The 19,662-nt window shown below is 68.2% G+C and carries 19 protein-coding genes and 3 pseudogenes; 1 reads left to right on the top strand and 21 read right to left on the bottom strand.

The features are described 5' to 3' along the window. Positions 1-61: 61 nt before the first annotated feature. The 3 genes and pseudogenes from Q0Q02_RS07105 to Q0Q02_RS07095 form a co-directional block, all read right to left on the bottom strand. Entirely contained in the window at positions 62-1,561 is a 1,500-nt protein-coding gene (locus Q0Q02_RS07105; protein ID WP_293808103.1) for an ATP-binding protein, read from the bottom strand. Continuing rightward, positions 1,548-2,228 (bottom strand): response regulator transcription factor, encoded by a 681-nt coding sequence (locus Q0Q02_RS07100; RefSeq protein WP_293808101.1) that lies wholly within the window; start codon positions 2,226-2,228, stop codon positions 1,548-1,550. The genes Q0Q02_RS07105 and Q0Q02_RS07100 overlap by 14 nt, the downstream gene beginning before the upstream one ends. Before the next feature lie 424 nt (positions 2,229-2,652). Beyond that, a pseudogene (locus Q0Q02_RS07095) lies at positions 2,653-3,789 on the bottom strand (trypsin-like peptidase domain-containing protein); the annotation flags it as partial. 189 nt (positions 3,790-3,978) lie between these two features. On the opposite strand from Q0Q02_RS07095, the gene Q0Q02_RS07090 reads away from it, so the two are divergent. Further along, complete coding sequence (locus Q0Q02_RS07090; protein ID WP_293808100.1) at positions 3,979-4,497, top strand: hypothetical protein; 519 nt, start codon at positions 3,979-3,981, stop codon at positions 4,495-4,497. On the opposite strand, the gene Q0Q02_RS07085 is transcribed toward Q0Q02_RS07090, so the two are convergent. The 18 genes and pseudogenes from Q0Q02_RS07085 to Q0Q02_RS07000 all read right to left on the bottom strand — a co-directional run. Beyond that, positions 4,487-4,963: a cytochrome c-type biogenesis protein CcmH gene (locus tag Q0Q02_RS07085; RefSeq protein WP_293808098.1), complete on the bottom strand. Its 477-nt coding sequence runs from the start codon at positions 4,961-4,963 to the stop codon at positions 4,487-4,489. The genes Q0Q02_RS07090 and Q0Q02_RS07085 overlap by 11 nt on opposite strands. A 5-nt stretch (positions 4,964-4,968) precedes the next feature. Continuing rightward, entirely contained in the window at positions 4,969-6,945 is a 1,977-nt protein-coding gene (locus Q0Q02_RS07080; RefSeq protein ID WP_293808097.1) for a heme lyase CcmF/NrfE family subunit, read from the bottom strand. Positions 6,946-6,952: 7 nt separating this feature from the next. Continuing rightward, positions 6,953-7,474 (bottom strand): cytochrome c maturation protein CcmE, encoded by a 522-nt coding sequence (gene ccmE, locus Q0Q02_RS07075; protein WP_293808095.1) that lies wholly within the window; start codon positions 7,472-7,474, stop codon positions 6,953-6,955. Next, positions 7,471-8,574, bottom strand: coding sequence for a c-type cytochrome biogenesis protein CcmI (gene ccmI / locus Q0Q02_RS07070; protein ID WP_293808093.1), 1,104 nt, complete (start codon positions 8,572-8,574; stop codon positions 7,471-7,473). Before ccmI ends, ccmE begins: the two co-directional genes overlap by 4 nt. Before the next feature lie 67 nt (positions 8,575-8,641). Then, positions 8,642-10,021, bottom strand: a complete 1,380-nt coding sequence (locus Q0Q02_RS07065; protein WP_293808091.1) for an ATP-binding protein — start codon at positions 10,019-10,021, stop codon at positions 8,642-8,644. A gap of 9 nt (positions 10,022-10,030) precedes the next feature. Continuing rightward, the gene (locus tag Q0Q02_RS07060; protein WP_257734675.1) at positions 10,031-10,699 is read right to left on the bottom strand and encodes a response regulator transcription factor; all 669 of its coding nucleotides are present in this window, start codon (positions 10,697-10,699) and stop codon (positions 10,031-10,033) included. Between the two features lie 40 nt (positions 10,700-10,739). Beyond that, a complete protein-coding gene (locus tag Q0Q02_RS07055; protein ID WP_293808085.1) occupies positions 10,740-11,057 on the bottom strand; it encodes a hypothetical protein in 318 nt (105 codons plus the stop codon). A 69-nt stretch (positions 11,058-11,126) separates the two neighbouring features. Continuing rightward, positions 11,127-15,044 carry a glycoside hydrolase/phage tail family protein gene (locus Q0Q02_RS07050; RefSeq protein WP_293808083.1) on the bottom strand — a complete coding sequence of 1,306 codons (3,918 nt, stop codon included), beginning with the start codon at positions 15,042-15,044 and terminating at the stop codon, positions 11,127-11,129. After that, positions 15,044-15,475, bottom strand: a complete 432-nt coding sequence (locus Q0Q02_RS07045) for an NlpC/P60 family protein (RefSeq protein ID WP_293808081.1) — start codon at positions 15,473-15,475, stop codon at positions 15,044-15,046. Before Q0Q02_RS07045 ends, Q0Q02_RS07050 begins: the two co-directional genes overlap by 1 nt. After that, positions 15,472-16,353 carry a DUF2163 domain-containing protein gene (locus tag Q0Q02_RS07040; protein WP_293808080.1) on the bottom strand — a complete coding sequence of 294 codons (882 nt, stop codon included), beginning with the start codon at positions 16,351-16,353 and terminating at the stop codon, positions 15,472-15,474. The genes Q0Q02_RS07045 and Q0Q02_RS07040 overlap by 4 nt, the downstream gene beginning before the upstream one ends. Before the next feature lie 9 nt (positions 16,354-16,362). Next, positions 16,363-17,001: a DUF2460 domain-containing protein gene (locus Q0Q02_RS07035; RefSeq protein WP_293808078.1), complete on the bottom strand. Its 639-nt coding sequence runs from the start codon at positions 16,999-17,001 to the stop codon at positions 16,363-16,365. A 10-nt stretch (positions 17,002-17,011) separates the two neighbouring features. Then, positions 17,012-17,608, bottom strand: a complete 597-nt coding sequence (locus tag Q0Q02_RS07030) for a phage tail tape measure protein (protein WP_293808077.1) — start codon at positions 17,606-17,608, stop codon at positions 17,012-17,014. Positions 17,609-17,644: 36 nt separating this feature from the next. Then, positions 17,645-17,815: pseudogene (locus Q0Q02_RS07025) on the bottom strand (phage tail assembly chaperone); the annotation flags it as partial. A 26-nt stretch (positions 17,816-17,841) separates the two neighbouring features. Continuing rightward, positions 17,842-18,183, bottom strand: coding sequence for a gene transfer agent family protein (locus Q0Q02_RS07020; RefSeq protein ID WP_293808075.1), 342 nt, complete (start codon positions 18,181-18,183; stop codon positions 17,842-17,844). Positions 18,184-18,193: 10 nt separating this feature from the next. Next, positions 18,194-18,604, bottom strand: coding sequence for a phage major tail protein, TP901-1 family (locus Q0Q02_RS07015; protein ID WP_293808073.1), 411 nt, complete (start codon positions 18,602-18,604; stop codon positions 18,194-18,196). A gap of 82 nt (positions 18,605-18,686) precedes the next feature. Beyond that, complete coding sequence (locus Q0Q02_RS07010; RefSeq protein WP_293808071.1) at positions 18,687-19,097, bottom strand: DUF3168 domain-containing protein; 411 nt, start codon at positions 19,095-19,097, stop codon at positions 18,687-18,689. Further along, on the bottom strand, positions 19,094-19,429 hold the full coding sequence (locus tag Q0Q02_RS07005; protein WP_293808069.1) for a phage head closure protein: 336 nt from the start codon (positions 19,427-19,429) through the stop codon (positions 19,094-19,096). The genes Q0Q02_RS07010 and Q0Q02_RS07005 overlap by 4 nt, the downstream gene beginning before the upstream one ends. After that, positions 19,430-19,662: pseudogene (locus tag Q0Q02_RS07000) on the bottom strand (hypothetical protein); the annotation flags it as partial. It abuts the gene before it with no gap.

The raw sequence follows: 19,662 nt of genomic DNA, 5'->3' as shown, positions 1-19,662 counted from the left end.
AGCACCCTTCGAGACGCCGCTGACGCGGCTCCTCAGGGTGAGGGCTCGGATATACAAACCCTTAGTGGGTGGGCAGGCCAGCAGGGTTTGACGCCGCTGTCGAGGCGGCCGGCTCCGCGCGGGCCGGCGTGTCCACAGGCTTCGGACTGCCGGCCGGCAGGAGGATGACGACGCGCAGGCCCGGCGCATTGTCCTCCAGCCTGAGCTGGCCCCCGTGCAGCCGCACCACGCCGGCCACCAACGACAGGCCGAGACCGAATCCCGGCTTGCTGCGGCTGGCATCGAGCCGCACGAACCTGTCGAGCACGCGTCCGCGATCGGCCTCGGGGACGCCGGGGCCGCGATCGGCTACCGAGAGCTCCACCTGATCGCCCGCCTGCCGGGCGGAGACCGTCACGGAACCATCACCGCCCTGCTCCGGCGCGCCGTATTTCAAGGCATTGTCGATCAGGTTGTTCAGGGCCTGCCCGATCAGTTCGCGGTTGCCGTGGACCTTCAGGCCGGGCGCGACTTCACAGGTCAGCGAGAGGCCGGCCTCCTCGGCCAGCGGCTCGTAGAGCTCGGCAAGACCGGAGACGACCTCGGAGATGTCGAGGTCGCTCATGTTCTCGCTGACGCGACCAGCCTCCAGCCGCGCGATCATCAGCAGCGCATTGAAGACGCGGATCAGGTTGTCCGCCTCCTCGATCGCGCCATCGAGCGCGCCCCTCAGTTCGTCCGGTGACTGCGCGGTGCGCAACGCCTCCTCCGCGCGGTTGCGCAGGCGGGTCAGCGGCGTCTTGAGGTCATGGGCGATGTTGTCGGTGACCTGCTGCATGCCGGCCATCAATTCACCGATGCGGTCGAGCATGGCGTTGAGATTGAGCGCGAGCCGGTCCAGTTCGTCACCGGTACCGGTGACGGCGAGCCGCCCCTTGAGATCGCCCTCCATGATGCCATGCGCGGTCTCGCTCATGCCGTCGATCCGCTTCAGCACGCGCCGCGCCACGAACCAGCTGGCGAAGCAGCCAAGGATGAAGATCAGGGCCAGCGACCATCCGATCGCCCGGCGGATCACCGCGCCGAGCCGGTCGCGTTCCTCGAGATCCCGCCCGACCAGCAGACGGAAGCCAGCCGGCAGCACGAAGACTCGGACGATGGCGCGGCTCGGTGTATCGATGCCCTCGGCGGTGCGCGAATACTCGATCTCGCTCTCGCCGGGCTTGTCGAGCGTGCCCGGCGGAAGCGCCTCGACATTGCCGGCGACGCGCTCGCCGACCGGCGTCGTCACCAGATAGAGCGAAGCGCCGGGCGCGCGCGAGCGACGCTCGACGATGTTGACCAGCCGGCGGATGCCGCCCTGGCGCTGCTGCTCGGCGAGCCCCTGGATCTCGGCGTCGATGGTCGAGCGGATCTGGTCGTTCAGCAGGCGCTGCGCGTTCCAGGCGACATAGCCGAGCACGAAGGCGGCGAAGAGCGCGAAGATGACGAGATAGGCCGCCGTCAGCTTGAAGGCGGTCGTGCGGAACAGCGTCGGCAGGAAGCGCTGGCGCGGCTGCGGGGAGGCGTCAGCGGGTGTCACGGACCATGTATCCGGCGCCGCGGATGGTATGGATCATCGGCAGCTCGAACCCCTTGTCGACCTTGGCGCGCAGGCGGCTGACATGCACGTCGATGACATTGGTCTGAGGGTCGAAATGATAGTCCCAGACGTTCTCCAGCAGCATGGTGCGGGTCACGACCTGTCCGGCGTGCTTCATCAGATACTCGAGCAGGCGGAACTCGCGCGGCTGCAGGACGACCTCCTGCCCCTCGCGGGTGACGCGATGAGCCAGCCGGTCCAGCACCAGCTCGCCGACCCGGTAGGTGGTGGGTTCGGAGGCAGGCGCGCCGCGGCGGCGCGCCAGCACCTCGACGCGGGCGAGCAGCTCGGAAAAGGCATAGGGCTTGGGCAGGTAGTCGTCGCCGCCGGCGCGCAGGCCCTTCACCCGGTCGTCGACCTGGGCGAGCGCGGAGAGGATCAAGGCGGGCGTCTCGTCCTTCTGTTCGCGCAGGGAGCGGATCAGCGAGAGCCCGTCGAGGCGCGGCAGCATGCGGTCGATGACCAGGACGTCGTAGCCGCCGCCCTCGGCCATGGCATAGCCTTCCAGCCCGTCCGCGGCATGGTCGGCGACATGGCCGACTTCGCGGAAAGCCTTGGTCAGATAGGCCGCAGCCTCGGCATCATCTTCAACAATGAGGAGTCGCATGGCCGGAAACTAGAACCTTTTCCGATCGACCGGAAACACAACTGTCATTCCGGGGCTTCGCGCAGCGAAGAGCCCGGAACCCAGAACCGATGCCCTAACAGCCGGGAGCGATTTCGGTCATCGCCTTTCCGAAGAGAGGCATCGGTTCTGGGTTCCGGGCTCAGGCCTTCGGCCTGCCCCGGAATGACGGCGAGATTCCGGACAAGATCAACATATCTAACCCGTCAAAACGAAAAACGGCAGGCCGGAGGATACGCATCCGGCCTGCCGCCGCGACGGCAAGGTCTCTCGGCTGGGGCGACAGGAAACCGAAGAGACCCTGCTTCAGCATCGGACCGGAAAGCGGAACCCGCTTTCCGGGGAAGCCCGATGCACTTCCGGTTCAGGCCGCCGGCTGGCGGCCGATCTCGAAGGTCACGTCACGCGACTTGCCTTCGCGGAAGACGGTGATCGTGGTCTTGGTACCCGGCGCGAAGGTCGCGATCTTGCGCGAGAGCTCGCGCGCGTCCTTGATCGCCTCGCCGTTGACCGCCGTGATGGTGTCGCCGCGGCGGATGCCCGCCTTGGCTGCCGGGCCGTTGCCCTGCGCCTCGGCGACGAGTGCGCCCTTGGCCTCCTTGAGGCCGATCGCATCAGCCATCTCGGTGGTGACCGGCTGGATCTGCACGCCGATGAAGCCGCGCGCCACCGTGCCGTCCTTCTTCAGGGAGTCGACGACCTGGCGGACGGTCGAGGCGGGAATCGCGAAGGCGATGCCGACATTGCCGCCGGACGGCGAGAAGATCGCGGTGTTGACGCCGACGACTTCACCCTTCTGGTTGAAGGTCGGGCCACCCGAGTTGCCGCGGTTGATCGGCGCGTCGATCTGGATGAAGTCGTCATAGGGGCCCGAGCCGATATCACGGCCCTGCGCCGAGACGATGCCGGCCGTGACCGTGCCGCCGAGGCCGAAGGGGTTGCCGATCGCCAGCACCCAGTCACCGATGCGCGCCTTGCCGTCGGCAAGCTGCACGAAGGGGAAATCGCCGGCGTCCTTGACCTTCAGCAGCGCCAGATCGGTGCGCGGATCGGTGCCGACCACCTTGGCGTCGAGCGTCTTGCCGGCGTCGGTGACGAGCTGGACCTCGACAGCGTTCTCGACGACGTGGTTGTTGGTGACGACATAGCCGTCCTGGCTGACGAAGAAGCCGGAGCCCTGGGCCATGCCGACCTGCGGTTTCGGCTTGCTCTGGCGGCCGCCGTCCTCTCCGCCGAAATCACGGAAGAAGCGGCGCAGTTCCGGCGGCAGGTCATCGAGGTTCTGCCCGTCCTTGGCGGCCGCGGTCTGCGTCTTGACGCGGACCGAAACGACGGCCGGCTTCACCTTGTCGACGAGATCGGCAAAGGAGGGCAGCGTCGCCTGCGTACCCGACAGCTGGATCGGCTGGGCGACGGCATTGTGGTTCTGCATCAGGGCGCTGTCGGCGATGCCCGCGGCGAGGCCGATGCCGAGAATGGCGGTGCCGGCGAGAAGGGCGCCGCGCTTCAGGATGGATTTGCGATTTTCGTTCTGTGTCGTCATGGCGGGAACCTCTTGGAGCGACAGGGTGCCTTCCCCTGCTCGTGACGAGGACCATGACGCCCGCCGCCTTACGCGGCTTTGGCCTGAAGATGACGGTTTCGTAAGATTCGACCTAAGGCCGAGCCCGGTCGTCTTGACGTAAGGTCATATCTCGATGCCCTCTTGCTTCAGAACTGGGGGACTATGCCGATGCGTATGATCTGGGGGATGTCGCTTGTCGTGGCCTGCCTGAGTGGGCCGGCCCTGGCGCAGCAAGGTTCGGCCTATAGCGCCGGGTTGGGGGTTGCGCAGTCGCGCGGATACGAAAACGCCGAATGCTATGCGCGCGTCTTCGCGAAACATGCCGTCGTCGTTGAAAAATCGAACGGCCGGCGCGGCTGGTATGCCCCTTCGACCCCCGCCTTTAATGCGGAGCAACGCTCCCGCTGCGGCATCGACCGGTTAGAGGATATCGCGGCGCGGCGCGAAGCTAGTCGTTTCGCCGCGCCCGGAGCCCCCGGTCCACGAGGTGGAGCCTACGGCATCGGCCTGAAGGTCGCCGCTGAGCGCGGCTACAGGGGCAGCGAGGCGGGCTGCTTCGCACGGGTCTATGCAACCTACGCTTCGCCACGGCCGGCCGAACGCGGCCGGGTGCATTACGCGATCAGCGGCGCGTCGACGCACGCCTATTCGCAGGAACTGTTTCAGCGCTGCGGGATCAGCCGATAGATTTGTCGTCTGGTCCGACCAGGGCGGCGAGCCGCACCTGTTCCTCGGGCGACAGCGGGTTCGAAGCGCCCGCTTCGACCGTTCGCCGGCGCGCACGCCGCCAGAGGAAAGCCAGCGCGAAGAGCAGGATGACGAAAGGCGCACCCCAGAGCAGCAAGGTATGCGCGTTGAACGGCGGGCGCAGCAGGACGAAATCGCCGTAGCGGGCAACGACGAAATCGACCACCGCCTTGTCGTCGTCGCCCGCGACGAGACGCTCCCTGACGAGGATGCGCAGGTCACGAGCCAAGGGTGCGTCGGAATCGTCGATCGACTGATTCTGGCAAACGAGGCAGCGCAGGCCGCCCGAGATGTTGCGCGCCCGCTGCTCCAGCGCCGCGTTGGGAAGGATCTCGTCGGGCTGCACGGCCCGCGCGGCGGGCATCGCCAGCAGCATCAGGCCGAGGATGAAAGCGATCCGCCGCATCGGCTTCACTCCGCCGGCTGCGCGGCGGCTACGGCCGCGGCGCGCTTCGGCGCCGCCAGCCGAAAGCGCCGGTCGGTCAGCGAGAGCCCGCCGCCGAGCGCCATGACGAGCGAACCGATCCAGATCAGCAGGATCAGCGGCTTGTCGTAGAGGCGAACGGCGACGCCGCCATCCTGCGCTTCGCCGAGGCTGACATAGGCCTGGCTCAGGCCGTCCGTGCGGATGCCGGCTTCGGTCGTCGGCATCGCGCGGGCCGTGTAGACGCGTTTGGAGGCTTCGACCGGCGCAAGCTCTTGCTCTCCCGAGAAGAGTTGGAAGCGGGCGACCTCGGCCCGGAAATTCGGCCCGGTCCGCGGCGATAGGCCCTCCAGCACGATGGTGTAGCGGCCGCTGGTCAGCCGCTCGCCCGGTTTCAGGACGGCGATGGCCTCGCTGCTCCAGGCCTGGGCGGCGATGCCGATGATGCTGAGCCCGATGCCGGCATGGGCGAGCGCGGTGCCCCAGGCCGAGCGCGGCAGGCCGCGCGCCCGCGACAGCATCGCCCGCCAGCCGCTGGCGCGGGTCACGATGCGCTCGCCGAGGTCGAAGCCGGCGCCCAGGACGAGGAAGACGCCCAAGCCCACGCCGAGCGGCGCCAGCACCGGGCCGCCACGCGTGAAGAAGAGCAGCGCAAGAGCCGCCATCACCGCGAGCCCGAAAGCAAAAGCATTGCGCTGCGCCGCGCCGAGCAGATCGCCGCGCTTCCAGGCCAGCGACTGGCCGACCGGCAGGATGAGCAGCAGCGGCACCACCACCGGCACGAAGGTCGCGTTGTAGAACGGCGCGCCGACCGAGATCTTGTCGCCGGTCACCAGTTCCAGCAGCAGTGGATAGAGTGTTCCGACGAAGACGGTGGCGCAGGCCGTGGCCAGGAAGACGTTATTGACGACAAGCGCGCTCTCCCGCGAGACCGGCGCGAACAGTCCGCCCTGCCGCAGCAGCGGCGCGCGCCAGGCGAAGAGCGCCAGCGAGCCGCCGACGAAGAAGATCAGGATGAAGAGGATGAAGAGGCCGCGCGCCGGGTCGGTGGCGAAGGAATGGACCGAGGTCAGCACGCCGGAGCGGACGATGAAGGTGCCGAGCAGCGAGAGCGAGAAGGTCAGGATCGCGAGCAGGATCGTCCAGACCTTCAGCGCGTCGCGCTTCTCCATCACCACGGTCGAGTGGATCAGGGCCGTTCCGGCGAGCCAGGGCATGAAGGAGGCGTTCTCGACCGGATCCCAGAACCACCAGCCGCCCCAGCCGAGCTCGTAATAGGCCCAGTAGGAGCCCATCGCGATGCCGAGCGTCAGGAAGGTCCAGGCCAGCAGCGTCCAGGGCCGGACGGCGCGCGCCCACATCGCGTCGATGCGCCCGTCGATCAGGGCTGCGACCGCGAAGGCATAGGTGATGGAGAAGCCGACATAGCCGATATAGAGCAGCGGCGGATGGATCGCGAGGCCGAGGTCCTGCAGGATCGGGTTGAGATCCTGCCCCTCGGCCGGCACGGGCGACAGCCGTTGGAACGGGTTCGAGGTAAACAAGGTGAAGGCGAGGAAGGCGACTGCGACGAGACCCTGCGCCGCGAGCGCGCCGGCCCGCAGGCGCGGCGGAAGCGAGCGGCGCGACAATGCCACGAGCGCCCCGAACAGCGTCAGGATCAGCACCCACAGCAGCATCGAGCCTTCGTGGTTGCCCCAGACGGAGGTGAATTTGTAGATCAGCGGCTGCGCCGAATGGGAATTCGCGACGACATTGCCGACCGAGAAATCAGAGCGGACATAGGATGTCACCAGGGCTGCGAAGGACAAGGCGACCAGCGCGAACGAGACCAGCGCCGCGCTGCTGCCGACCGAGGCCAGCGTCCGATCTTGCCGGAACACGCCCCAGAACGGCACCACCGCCTGGATCACGGAGACGCCGAGCGCGAGCGCCAGCGCGTAATGGCCAATCTCGACGATCATGCGCAGCTCACGGCTTTGCCGGCGCGGTGGCGGGAGAAGTGCCGGCACCGCTGCCCGTCTGCCAATGCCCCTGCTTCTTCAGGGCATCGGCGACTTCGCGGGGCATATAGGTCTCGTCATGCTTCGCCAACACCGAATCCGCCTTGAAACGACCGCCGCCCTCGTAAACGCCCTCGGTCACGACGCCCTGCCCTTCCCGGAAGAGATCAGGCAACAGGCCGTCATAGCCGACCTTGATCGAGCTCTTGCCGTCGGTGACGGCGAAGGTGACGCGCTTGCCGTCGCTGCGCTGGACCGAACCGGTCTCGACCAGCCCGCCGAGGCGCATGCGGGTGCCGGGCTGCACGCCCTTCTCCGTGATCTCGGTCGGGCCGTAGAAGAAGACGATGGTGTCGCGCATCGCGAAGAGGACGAGGCCTGCCGCCAGGGACAGCACGGCGCCGGCCGCCGCGATCAAGGTCAACCTGCGCTGCTTGCGGGTGAAGCGGCGTTTCGCCGGGAGCGGCCGCGTCGGCTGGGCAATCGTCATGGTGCGGCCTCCTTCAAGGCCAATTCATCGGCGAGAGCGTCGATGGCCGCAAGCGCATCCTTGTCCCCGGCCAGCCGCTCGCGCGCGGTCTTCATCGCCTGTAACGCCGCGGGTTTGTCGCCGAGGACGACGCGAGCGCGGATCAAACGGCTCCATTCGGGCAAAGTACCGCCGCCCGCGCTCAAGCGTTCTGCAAGACCGTCGACCATCCCCTTGATCGCCTGCTGGCGTTCGGCCTCAGGAAGGGCGGCCACCGCCTTGCGGCCGGCATCCGCCTGCATCCGTTCCAGCCTGGTGCGGACCGCGCCGGCCCAGTCGGCATCGGCTGGCGCGTCGACGAGGAGCTGGGAAAGTGCGGCCTGCGCGCCTTCGCCGTCACCGTCCTGTTCCTTGGCGAGGGCAAGGTAGTAGCGAGCCCGCGGGCTTTTCGGATCGAGCCTGACGGACTCAGTCAGAGCCTCGCGCGCAGCGGCCGTCACGACGCCGCCGGCTTCCATGATGCGGGCCTCGCCCAACCCGGCATAGAGGTCGGCATCCGGCTTCCCGGAACGGACGGCGGCGGCGAAAGCCTTCGCGGCCTCCTCGTAGCGGCCCTGGCGCAGATAGATCGGCGCAAGCAGCGACCAGCCCTTCGCATCGCCCGGATTGGCGGCGAGATGCGCTTCCATGCGCGCCAGCACGATGGCGAAATCCTGCTGAGGGCCGGCTTTTTCGAGCCGCGCGGCCAGCGGCTGATCGGGCTGGCCGGGAGAGCCGTAGAGACCGTAGATCAGGAGAGCCAGCAACGGCACGACCGAAAGCATCAGGGCGGAGCTCGCCCGACGGCGGCGCAGCGAAGGTTCGGTCTCGCCGGCAGGCCCCGCTTCATCGCCGGCCGCGCGCAGGAGGCGGCGGGCGGCTTCGGTGCGGGCGGCCTGCGCCTCCTCCTCGCCGATCAGCTTGCGCGCGAGATCGCGGTCGATCTCCGTGAGCTGGGCGCGATAGAGGCTGCGAGCGTCCGCCACGTCGGCGAAGCCCTGCGCCCGGCCATGGCTGAGCGGCCAGAGCAAAGCGAAAACCGCCGCTCCCGTCATCGCTGCAAAGATGGCCCAGATCATCATGCGGCGTTCTTAGCCAATCGTCGGCTCGGGTTCATGGTGACAAAGGGTCACGCGGCAAAGAATTCGTCTAGACCGAGGGCAGCTCAAGCCGCGCCCGCAAGCCGCCCAGCGGCGAGCGGTGCAAGGTCAGGCCACCACCATAAAGCTTGGCGATGTCGACGACGATGGAGAGCCCGAGGCCCGAGCCCGGCGTGGTCTCGTCGAGCCGGCGACCGCGCTTCAGGACCTCAGCCATCGCCTCCTCCGGGAGGCCGGGGCCGTCATCGTCGATCAGCAACGCGATCCGCTCGGTATCGGCTGATTTTTCGCTCGCAAGCGAGACCTCGACCGTCGAGGAAGTCCATTTGAAGGCGTTGTCGAGGAGGTTGCCCAGCATCTCCTCCAGATCCTGCTTCTCGCCGCGGAAGCGCAGATTCGATGGGATGGCGTGCGAGCCCAAAATGCCCCTGCCCTGCGAGATCTTGGTGAAGGTGCGCAGCAAGGCATCGAGCGAAGGCGCGATCTCGGTCACGCCGCCGAGCGCGCCGGAGAGGGCCGCCGCCCGCGCCCGGTCGAGATAATACTGGACCTGGTCGCGCATGATCGCAGCCTGCGCACGGACCGTCTGCGGCAATTGGCCGTCACCGCTCGTGCCGGCCTCGTTCATCATCACGCTGAGCGGGGTCTTGAGCGCATGCGCGAGATTGCCGACCTGCGTGCGGGCGCGGTCGAGGATTTCGTGATTGGCGTCGATGAGCTGGTTCAGCTCGCTGGCGAGCGGCGCGAGATCCGGCGGATACAGGCCGACGATGCGCGGGTTTTCTCCCGTGCGCACCGCGCCCACGGCCGCTCGCAGCCGCACCAGCGGACGCAGGCCGAAGCGGACCTGCACCAGCGTCGAGGCGACCAGGGCAATGCCCAGTAGCAGGAAGGTCATCGCCAGCGCGAAGCGGAAATCCTGGATATCGCCCTCGATCTCGTCGGCCGGTGCGGCGACTGCTATCGTGAAACGCCCGTCCTCACCGACATCGATCTCGCGCTCCAGCACACGCAGGCGGCGATCGTCGGGGCCGGAGACATAGCTTTCGCGCAGGCCGCGGCTGTTCGGCGCGATCGACTGGTCGAGCAGCTTGGGGAGCTGCCCGCCGACGAGCGAGCGCGAGGCGCGGACATTCGGCCGCTCGCCGTCGAGCCTGGTAATTTGCCAGTACCAGCCGGTCAGCGGCAGGTCGAAGCGCGGCTCGCCGAGATCGCCGACGGTCTGGCGCTCGGTCTCGGGCGGTGCGGCCAGGTCCGCGACCAGTTGCTTGATATAGACCGACAGCCGCTCGTCGAAGCCGCGCTCGGCCGAGCGGCGATAGAAGGTGGTGAGGCCGACACCGGCCAGCACGAGGATCAGCACGCAACAGACGGCCGCGGAGAAGAACAGCCGCGTTCCCAGCGAATAGCGATGGGATTTGAGCGGCATCGCTCGCGATCAGACCTTTTCCGGAGCGGCGGCGATATAGCCGAGCCCTCGGACGGTCTCGATGATGTCAACGCCGAGCTTCTTGCGGAGCCGGCCGACGAAGACCTCGATCGTATTGGAATCGCGGTCGAAATCCTGATCGTAGAGATGCTCGACCAGCTCGGTGCGCGATACGACCCGCCCCTGATGATGCATCAGATAGGAGAGCAACCGGTACTCGTGCGAGGTCAGCTTGACCGGATTGCCGTCGACAACGACACGGCTCGCGCGCGTGTCGAGGCGGACGGGGCCACAGACCAGTTCCGAGGTCGCGTGGCCGGCGGCGCGACGCAGCAGGGCGCGGACGCGCGCCAGCAACTCCTCGATATGGAAAGGCTTGACGACATAATCGTCGGCGCCGGCGTCGAAGCCCGAGACCTTGTCGCTCCAGCGATCGCGCGCGGTCAGGATCAGCACCGGCATGGTCTTTCCGGCGCGACGCCAGCCTTGCAGCACGGCAACGCCATCGACCTTCGGCAGGCCGAGATCAAGGATCACCGCGTCGTAGGGCTCGGCCTCGCCGAGATAGAGGCCCTCCTCGCCATCGAAAGCCTTGTCGACGGCATAGCCGGCATTCTCCAGCGCGGTCACGATCTGGCGGTTGAGGTCCTTGTCGTCCTCGACGACGAGCAATCTCACGGTAGGGTCGCTCCAGTTTGGGGGATAGCCGCAACGGCTGTCAGCGGATGGTGGCGATCTTGCCGGATTGTCCTTCCAGCGTCACCCTCGCAACGCGGCCATCACGTTTCAGCGTCGTCACCACATAGACGAAATCATCGCCCTGTCGACAGAGCCTGATGCGGACGACCTCGCCCGGCGCGGCGTGGCGGGCATGGCGCGAGGCTTCGGCCGGCTGCATGACGCGCCCTTCGGCGACGGCGTCACGCGTCTCTTCGGAAGACAGGCAGGAGATCGGCGTCGCGTCGTCGACGCGGATAACCGGCATCGGCGAGGAGGCGATGAGCGCAAGAGCAAGGATCGGTTCGACCGGCATCATCGACTTGGGCTAATCCCATCCGCGTGAACGCGCCATGAATGCATCGCGGCGTTCACAACCCACAGTAGATCAACGCACCGGAATCCGTCCACGCCATTCATGACCGTGGCCGACCGTCGTGCTGAGCTGACGGAGCGAAATTGCGATCTCCGGCAGCGGCGTGCCGAAATCCGCAAGCTCCTGCGCCGCCGCATAGAGCCATTCGGGCGCGTTCACGATTTCGGTACGAAGCAGATCCTCGCCATCGAGAATGCCGAGCTCGTAGCGCTCGCTCTCCTCTCCCAAGGGCACCTCCGCCAGTTCCCAGGAATCGCCGTCGATTCGCGTCCGCCGGAGCCATGTCAGCGCAACGCCGGCCTCGGTCCGAATCGCCTTCGGCCGGATCGGCGATAGCGGGAGGAGCGCCTCGCCGGCGACCGAGGCTTCGAACTCGACCATCGTCGCATCGCCGACATCGTCGCGGACAGGACCGACTCTGTAGCGCCGCGCCCGGCCGAGATCAGCCAGGTCGGTGGTCAGCGAGACGGCCGCGCCGTCCAGTACCACGACGCGGGCGCCGGCTGGCAAAAGGCGCGCCGCGGCGGCCTCGCTGCCACCGATTCCCCGAATCAGGCCGGATAGGCGGAAGCGCTGCGGCCCGATCAGCTCGACCTGCGAAACCGTGACGATCTCGACCACGCCGTCTGTTCCGATCAAGGCCAGCGCGTTCGCGCCGGCCAGCGCCGCCTCCGTGGGAACAGACGACAGCACGCCGCCGCGCAACCGCACTTCCAGCGTCGCACGCCGGTCCGTCCGCCAAAGCGGCCCCGGCGGCAATGCCGTCAAGGTCTCGCCGACGATCGAGGGGGCCTCGACGAAACCGTCGAGCGCGAACAGCCCGGCCTCGTCCGCGCGCCAGATTGCCAGTGCGCCAGGCCAAGGGGCGGCGAAAGCAGCCAGCGACAGCAAGGGCGGCGGCTGCACGGTGACGATCGGGAGGGCCAGCGGCACGGCCAGCGGGCGCCCTGGCAGAGCGGGCGGTGTGCGCGGCGGGCGCGTGCCGCCGCCTGCTCCCGCTGAAACATAGATCGCCGCCTCGACGGCGCGGGCGCTGATCCGCCGCGTCGGGCCGTCAGCGATGCGGGTGACGCGAAACAGGCGGCGTCCGGCCTCGGTCGGAACCGAGAGGACATCGCCGGGCTCGATCGCGATGCAGCGCGGCGAGAGCTCGCATTCGAGCGTCTCGCGCGCGGCCCAGGCCTCCTGCAGGCGCTGGTCCGCCAGGCGTCGCCCTTCGGCGGGCCGGGTCACGATCGCGGTTTCGACGGCGACTTCACGCCGGGCCGACCCGGCCAGCCGGCGCGAGCGCGCGGCTGCGTTGCGATAATCCGCCTCGCTGTCGCTGAAACCGAGGCGCAGTTCGAGCGGCAGTTCCGTTTCCTGGCTGCGCCGCAGCATGAAGGGCTCGCCATCGCGATCCGGAACGAGATCGTCAGGGCCGAGCAAGCGGGAAACCTTGCCACCCCTGCCCTCGAAACGCAGCGCGCCGCCGCTCATGATCGCATCGAAACCGAAGCTCTGGGCCAGCGGCTCCAGCGCCTGCCGGGCCGACATCGGACGATCCAGCACATAACCGTCGACGAAACCGTCGACGGCAATCCGACCGGCCGCCGGCAACCCGAAATCGGCAAGCAGCTTCGTGACCAGCCGGTCGACCGGAGTGCCTTCGAGGCGCCCGTTCAGCCAGTGGCCGGTCTCGAAATTCGCGCCATCGGCCCAGATACCGGAAAGGTCGGGAAAGGCCGGGAAGGGTCGCGTATCCCAGTTCCAGACGAAAATCCGGGCCGGATCGACCATGCGGATGCCGCTGACCGGATGGACCGGGTTGCGCCCGGCATCGAACCCCACCCGCGCAGGATCGAAGCCCGAGATGATCGCTTCCAGCGCTCTTGCCTGCACGAGATCGTCGCGCGCACCGCTCGAAAACGGCGGGAAGCCGCCCTCGCCCGATTTCGGATCGGGGAACATGTTGGGCGCATTGGCGCCCTTGTCGACCGCCGGCACGCCGATCTCGGTCAGCCAGATCGGCTTCGCTCCTGGCACGAACGAGGTCGCACTCGTCTCGACGCCGCCCGCACGGCGGATATGGACCTGGCTCCACCAGCCCCACAGGTCCTTGGGCCGGAAGATCCAGGGCTTGCCATAGGAGCCGTCGGTGATCGGCAGGCGCGTCTGCGCGGCCCGGCCGGCCTCGTCGGCATAATACCAGTCATAGGCTTCGCCCGCGGTCAGGCGCTGGCGCAGATAGGCGAGATCGGCCGGGCCGCGCGCGATCGCGGCATCGGCGTGGCTGCCGGAATCGCGCCAATCCGAGAGCGGCGGATAAAAATCGATGCCGATCGCGCCGATGGCGGGCGAGGCCCAGAGCGGATCGAGCGGAAAATCGATAGCATCCCCATCATCGCGGACATCCGCGCCATACTCGGTCCAGTCGGCGGCATAGGTCAGTGTCGAACCCGGCAGCATGGTCTTGACGTCCTGCGCGATGGCCGCGAGCTGGTCGACCATCGGATAGCCGGCCGCGCCGCGCAGATGCGTCAGCCCGACCATCTCCGAACCGACGACGAAGCCTTCCACGCCTCCGGCAGCCTGAGCCAGCGCGGCGCAATGCATCGCGAGGCGACGATAGGACCATTCGTCCGGCTTGGCGCAAACGACCGATGTGCCAGCCACGGCCATGTCGGCTGGAGCGACCGTTCCCACGAAAGCCGCGATCTGAGCCGCAACCGCAGCACTGCCCTCCGGGCTTCCCGGCTCGCCCGGCGCCGGATCGCAGGTGATACGGCCGCGCCAGGGATAGCGCGGCTGGCTCGCCGCGCCCGAATAGGGATCCGGTAGGGCGTTTCCGGCCGGGATATCCATCATCAGAAAGGGATAGAGCACGACCTCCAGCCCGTAATCGAAACGCAGGCGCCGGATCAGCGCGACGACGCTCTCGTCCGAGGGCGTGCCGCCGAAGGCTGGCCGGCCGTCGACCTGGCTGACGACGCGGGCCAACGACCGCGACAGGCCGGCGACCGACCATTCCGCCCCGACCGTCGGCTTGTGCGGGATCTCGATCCGGGGCGCCACGGTGCAGGCCCCGGCACGCAGATCGTCGCCGAACCAGGAGACGACCAGCGACACGCGCCGCAGATTGGGACAGAGCGCCATGAGATGGCCGATGGCCGTGTCGACGTCGCTGCCGCCATAGAGCTGGTGGCGCGTCAGGCTTTCGCTGACGCCGGGCTCGGGCTCGTGACTGACCGGGCGGACATCATAGACGAACTCGCCAGCGCCGGGCGTCAGCGCCACCGCCCGGATCATGCCGCCCAGCCCGTCGACCGCGCGCACGACCTCGAAATCGAACTGCGGCACGCGGTTGCCGTAATCGGCCAGCGGAAAACTCTCGAACACGACATAGGCGAGCCCGCGATAGGCTGGCGCATCGCCCGCCTCCTTCGCCGCGATCAGCGGATCAGGCTCCTGCGTCTCGTAGCCGTGATGGACGCGCATCTGCACGGTCTGGACGTCGAGTTCGCGGCCATCGACCCAGATGCGCCGGACGAAGGCGATCGGCCCCTCGCATAGCCCGATCGCGAGATTGGCATGGTAGCTATAGGTCGTCTCGTAGGTCTTCTTCGAACGTCCACCCTTGCCGCCGCTCTTGGTGCGCGTGATCGAGACCGTGACCTCCTCCTCGAAGCGCGTCGCCCAGATCAGCTGCCCACCGAGCCGCGCGCGGCCGTAGAGACGTGGGATCGCCGCGCCCTCCGTTGCCGCAAGGCCGTTGACCTCCTTGAGGCGAGGGCCATCGACGACCTTGTTGCCACCGGAGCCGCCGAGCCAGGCCTGATCGATGGTGGCGCCGGCGAGCCCGCCCAGTGCCTGGCCGATGGCGCCGCCGACCGGCCCGCCCAGAGCCGATCCCAGAGCGGCGCCGGCAACCTGGAGAAGAAGCGTCGCCATCAGTCCGTCACTCCGGGAAAGGAAAAGGCATGGCTGAGATGGCGGCGCCACCAGGGCGTGAAGGCGACCTCGGCGACGGCAGCGCCATCATGAGCGTGGATGAGGCGATCCGGGTCGGCGAGGATCGCGCAATGCTTGGCCGGCAGATGCTCGCGCCAGCGGAAGAGCAGCACGTCGCCCGGCCTTGCTTCCGTGAGAGCGAGCGGCCGCAGGTGGCGCTCAGCCGCCAGGGCCAGCGTCTCCTGCCGCAGGCTTTCGGCCCAGCTCGGCGAATAGGGCGGCGGCTCCTCGGGCTCGTCGCCGCAGAGATCGCGCCAGATGCCGCGCACCAGCCCGAGGCAATCGCAGCCGACGCCGCGCAGCGAGGCCTGATGGTGATAGGGCGTGCCCAACCAGAGCCGCGCGGCATCGACGATCTCGTCGCGCGTCATCGAAACAGGCTCCCGCCGTCGAGCGTCCCGTCGCCGGGGCGGACGCCACCGATGATGAAATCGGTCGTCGGCATATGCGGGAAACCGCGGAAATTGACACCGTTTCCGAATTTGGCGCGGCAGGTCGCGAAGCTCTTGTCGCAGCCCGGCGTGACCCTGAAGCCGTCGCCGGGCAGGATCGCCGCCGCCGGTGCCTGCCAGAGCTGGAACAGCGCCTGCACGCCCTCGCGGCCATGGCGCTTCACCTCGGTGGCGAAGCCCGCATTGGCACCGCTGGTGAAGACCAGCCTCCCGCCGCTGAAGTGGCCGTCTGCGTAGGACTCCAGGCCCTCGGCCGAGAGCGAGAGGCGGCCGTCGCTCCTGACGACCTCCGCTTCCGCCGCAACCAGCGCAAGACCACAGCGCGCATCGCCCAGATCGGCCGAGCAGGAGCGCATGTAGAGCCTGCCGCGCTCCTCATCGAAGGCCTTGGCGAAGCTGCGAACCTCGGCGGTGAAGCTGGCTTCGCCGCGCTTGATCTCGCCGGAAAAGCCCTCCTCCAGCAGCACCCGCTGGCCGGGATCGGCCCAGTTCACCAGCCAGACACGGACGCGGGCGTCGTCATAGAGCCCGCGTGCCAGATCGGCCTCGTTCAGGCCGAGGGCGGCGAAGGCACCGGCGACCTCGCCGCCACCGATGGCGAAGCCGAGCTCGGCGGCGCTTTCCGCCGCTTCGAGACCGGTCGTCGCTGCGAAATCGATGCCGTCGAAGGACAGCTTGCGATCATGGTCGGTGAAACCGAGCACGAGCCCGTCGCGGCGCGTCAGGCTCCAGCAATGGCAGAGCGTTGTCGCGGCCGTCTCGATATGGGCGACGAGACCGGATGGAATGTCACGCATGGATGGGCCTCAGGGGATGATCTCGATCACGGGGACGCGCGGGATCTCGCCGGCCGCGAAGGCGGAGAGATCGACCTCGATGGCGTCGGTGTCGAAACGAACTGGTACGTCGAAGGCAAAGCCGGCGGTCACGACGGCAGCCGGTGGCGGGATCGAGCCGGCGGCGAAGGCGACCTGCCCGATCGCCAGGTTGCAGGAGAAGGCACTGGCGGCGAGTTCGACGCCATCGATTGCGACCCGGACCGTGCCGTCGCAGGGCTTGGTGATCTCGCGGCTATAGGCGGATGCACCGGCCCCATAGGCCTTGCAGAGCTGAAAGACGGCGGTGACACCGTCGCCGACCCCGATGACCTGATCCGTAGCGGCCGGCTGCTGCGAGGGCAGGCAGCTCTTCCAATCCAGTTGGTCGCGCCAGCGAAAGCCGTGGAGCCGGCCGCGGCGCTCCTCGAAGAAGCTCACCACCGCCGCCAGGGCATCGAGATTACGGATGCCGAGCCCGGCATCGTAGCGGCGACGCGAATGGGCCCAGCGGCTGTTGCGCACCTCCCGCCCGGAGGCGAGCGTCACGATCTGGGTCTGGCGCTCCGGCCCGCCGCGCGCACCGCGTGCGACATCGAGCGGGAAACGGACCTCGTGAAAATCCGGCATGCCTCCCCCCTCAGAGAGCCCGCCGGCCGCGCGCGACTGCGCGGGCGATGGCAGCTGAGACCTGCGCCTCCGAGCGGCGGAAGCTGTCGGCATCGGGGGTCGAGACCTGCACCACGACATTGAGCGGCCGGGCCTGCCCACCGCCGCCGCGCACGCCGAGGCGCCCGTCCGGACCGCGGGCGAGCGGCATGATCGCCTCGGCGCCGCGCTCGCCCATCAGACCGAGCCCGCGCCCGGTCGGAAAGTAGGAGGGTGAGGAAACGATGCCGCCCTCGGCGAAGGGCGCGATCGGCACCGTTCCGCCGGAACCGCCGAATCCGATACCTCCGAAGAGACCCGTCAGGCTCTTGACGCCCGAGCTCAACAAGCTCGACAGCCCGGTCTGGAGCGGCTTCAGCGCCGTCTTGAGCAGGCTGTCGGTCATCGAGCGGCCGACGCTGCGCAGCACATCCTCGAAGCGCTTGCCCTCGACGACGCCGCGCGAGAAGGCGCTGACGATCGACTTGCCGAAACTCTCCGAGGAGCGGCTCAGCGATTGGGTCAACCGGTCCATCGCTCTCAGGTCAGAGAGGCGTCCTCCCGACTCGATACCGTCATCATCCGTCATGGCCATCACCTCGATCGATTGGTTGGAAATACCGCCTCAGGCATCGGGAAAGGCGCCCATCAGCGCCGCGAGCGCCGGGCGCTCCGGAGCGGAGCCACGAGGCCACTCCTGATGAGCCCGCAAAGCTGCCGCGATCTCGCGCGGCGTCGCTGCCCAGAAGCGATCGGGCGGCCAGGCCAGCCGGCCAAGGCCGAAGGCCATCACCTCGTCCCAGGGAAAACCCGCCGGCGCACCTACGCCGGCGGCTGCGGAGGGCGGGAAGCGTCGCCCTCGCCGAAGGTCGCCTCGAGCAGCGCGATCGCCGCCTTGATCGCGCCGTTCAAGCCGCCGTCGAACGAGAGTTCCGCGACATCCTCGTCGCGGATCACCCGGCCCGCTCCGCGCAGGCCGGCCGCGATAATGCGGATGATATCGCGGGCGGAGAGCCTGCCCTCGACGAAGCGCTCGCCGAGCGCCGGCAGGCTGTCGACAGCGAAGGCATGTTCGAGTTCGGCGAGAGCGCCGAGCGTCAGGCGCATCGGCAGGGTTTCGCCGGAGACCATGAGCGCGGTCTCGCCGCGATGACGATTGACCATGACCGCCTCCTCAGAGCGCCGCGAAGGCCAGGAGCCCGGCGGATTCCAGCGACAGGTCGAAAGTGACCTCGCCGGCATGATCGCCGCGATATTCCAGGCCCGTGAGCTGGAACGGCCCCGAAATCGTGCCGAAATCCGGCACGACGATCTGCCAGTCGCGGATCAGCCCGTCGAAAAACGTCTGCCGAACCAGCGCATCCGAGGCCTCGTCCTTGAAGATGCCGGCGCCGCTGATGCTGGCGCGGCGCACGCCGGCCCCCGCCAGCAATTCACGCCAGCGCCCGGCCGATTCCGAATGCGTCACGTCGACGGTCTCGGCATTGAAAGCGATCTGTCGCGCCCTCAAGCCGGCAACCGTGACGAAGCCGCCGGCGCCGTCCCCCGCCTTGAGCAGCAGGTCCTTGCCCTTCTGTGCCGCCATGCGGTTTCTCCTTTATGAGCTGAAGCATTTTCGAGCGAAATGGAGGCCGGTTCGCGTGAAGAAAATGCGATAAAACAAAGGCCTAGAGCGTTTCGGTGACGGCGCGGAAGCGGATCGTCACTTGCGGCAATCCATTGCGCATCTCGCGGGCGAGCCGGCTCGACAGCCAGCGCAGATTGACCAGCGCATGCCCGTTCACGGTGAGATCGACCTGGTCGAGCGCCGCAACGATCAAGCCGGCCGCCTCCAGCGCCTGCCGCGACGAGCCGCTTTGCGCTGCCCAGACGACAAGCGTGAATTCCTGCTCGCAGCCGCGGTCGCTGCCGGTCGACCAGTCGCGCGCCTCGACCTCGCCATGGACGACATAAAGCCCGCGAGCCGCACGCGGCGCCTCGTCGAAGATGCGATCGGGGCCGATCAGCGTCGTGAGCGGCGTATCCGCCAGGAGGCGCGCCTGAACGGCGACTCGAAGGGCCAGAATGGCATCGCTCATGGCGTCACCTCCTCGGCCAGGCAGACCAGCCTCCGGCGCGCGCCATCCGGGTCGGCGGCGGAGCGGATGTCGAACAGGCGGTCGCCATCGCGCAGGCGCCGACCGGCATCGACATCACTGCGCCAGCGCATGATGATGCGGTAGTGGCGGGACTGCTCAGGCCGACCCTGGCGCCAGGCTTCGGTGCCGGAGATCCATTCGACCTCGCCCCATAGCGCCGCTACGGTCTCGAAAGCCTGCGTCGCGCCGCCGAGACCGTCCGGCGCGGCCACCGGCGCTTCCAGCACAAGCCGGCGCCGCATCCGGCCGATGGCGGGAGGTTCCTGCGCCATTCAAAGCCTCCCGCGACGAAATGGCGCGACCAGCGCGGCAATGGCAGCGGGGAGTGCCTGCGCATCGCGCCCGGCGACATCGCCGCGCTGCTCGAACCAGCGGGCGGCGAGACGGAGCACTGCCTGCCGCAGCGGCGCGGGGACGGCGGAGGCGGTTGCCCCATAGCCGGCGGCGATGTCGATCTCGATCGCGCCATGGGCGCGGCCGATCTCGGGCACCTCGCCCGTCAGGC

This window comes from uncultured Allobosea sp., assembly GCF_945956895.1.
Taxonomy (GTDB): domain Bacteria; phylum Pseudomonadota; class Alphaproteobacteria; order Rhizobiales; family Beijerinckiaceae; genus Allobosea.
Note: the sequence above shows the minus strand (reverse complement) of the source record. Positions and strands in the feature narration are given on the sequence as shown.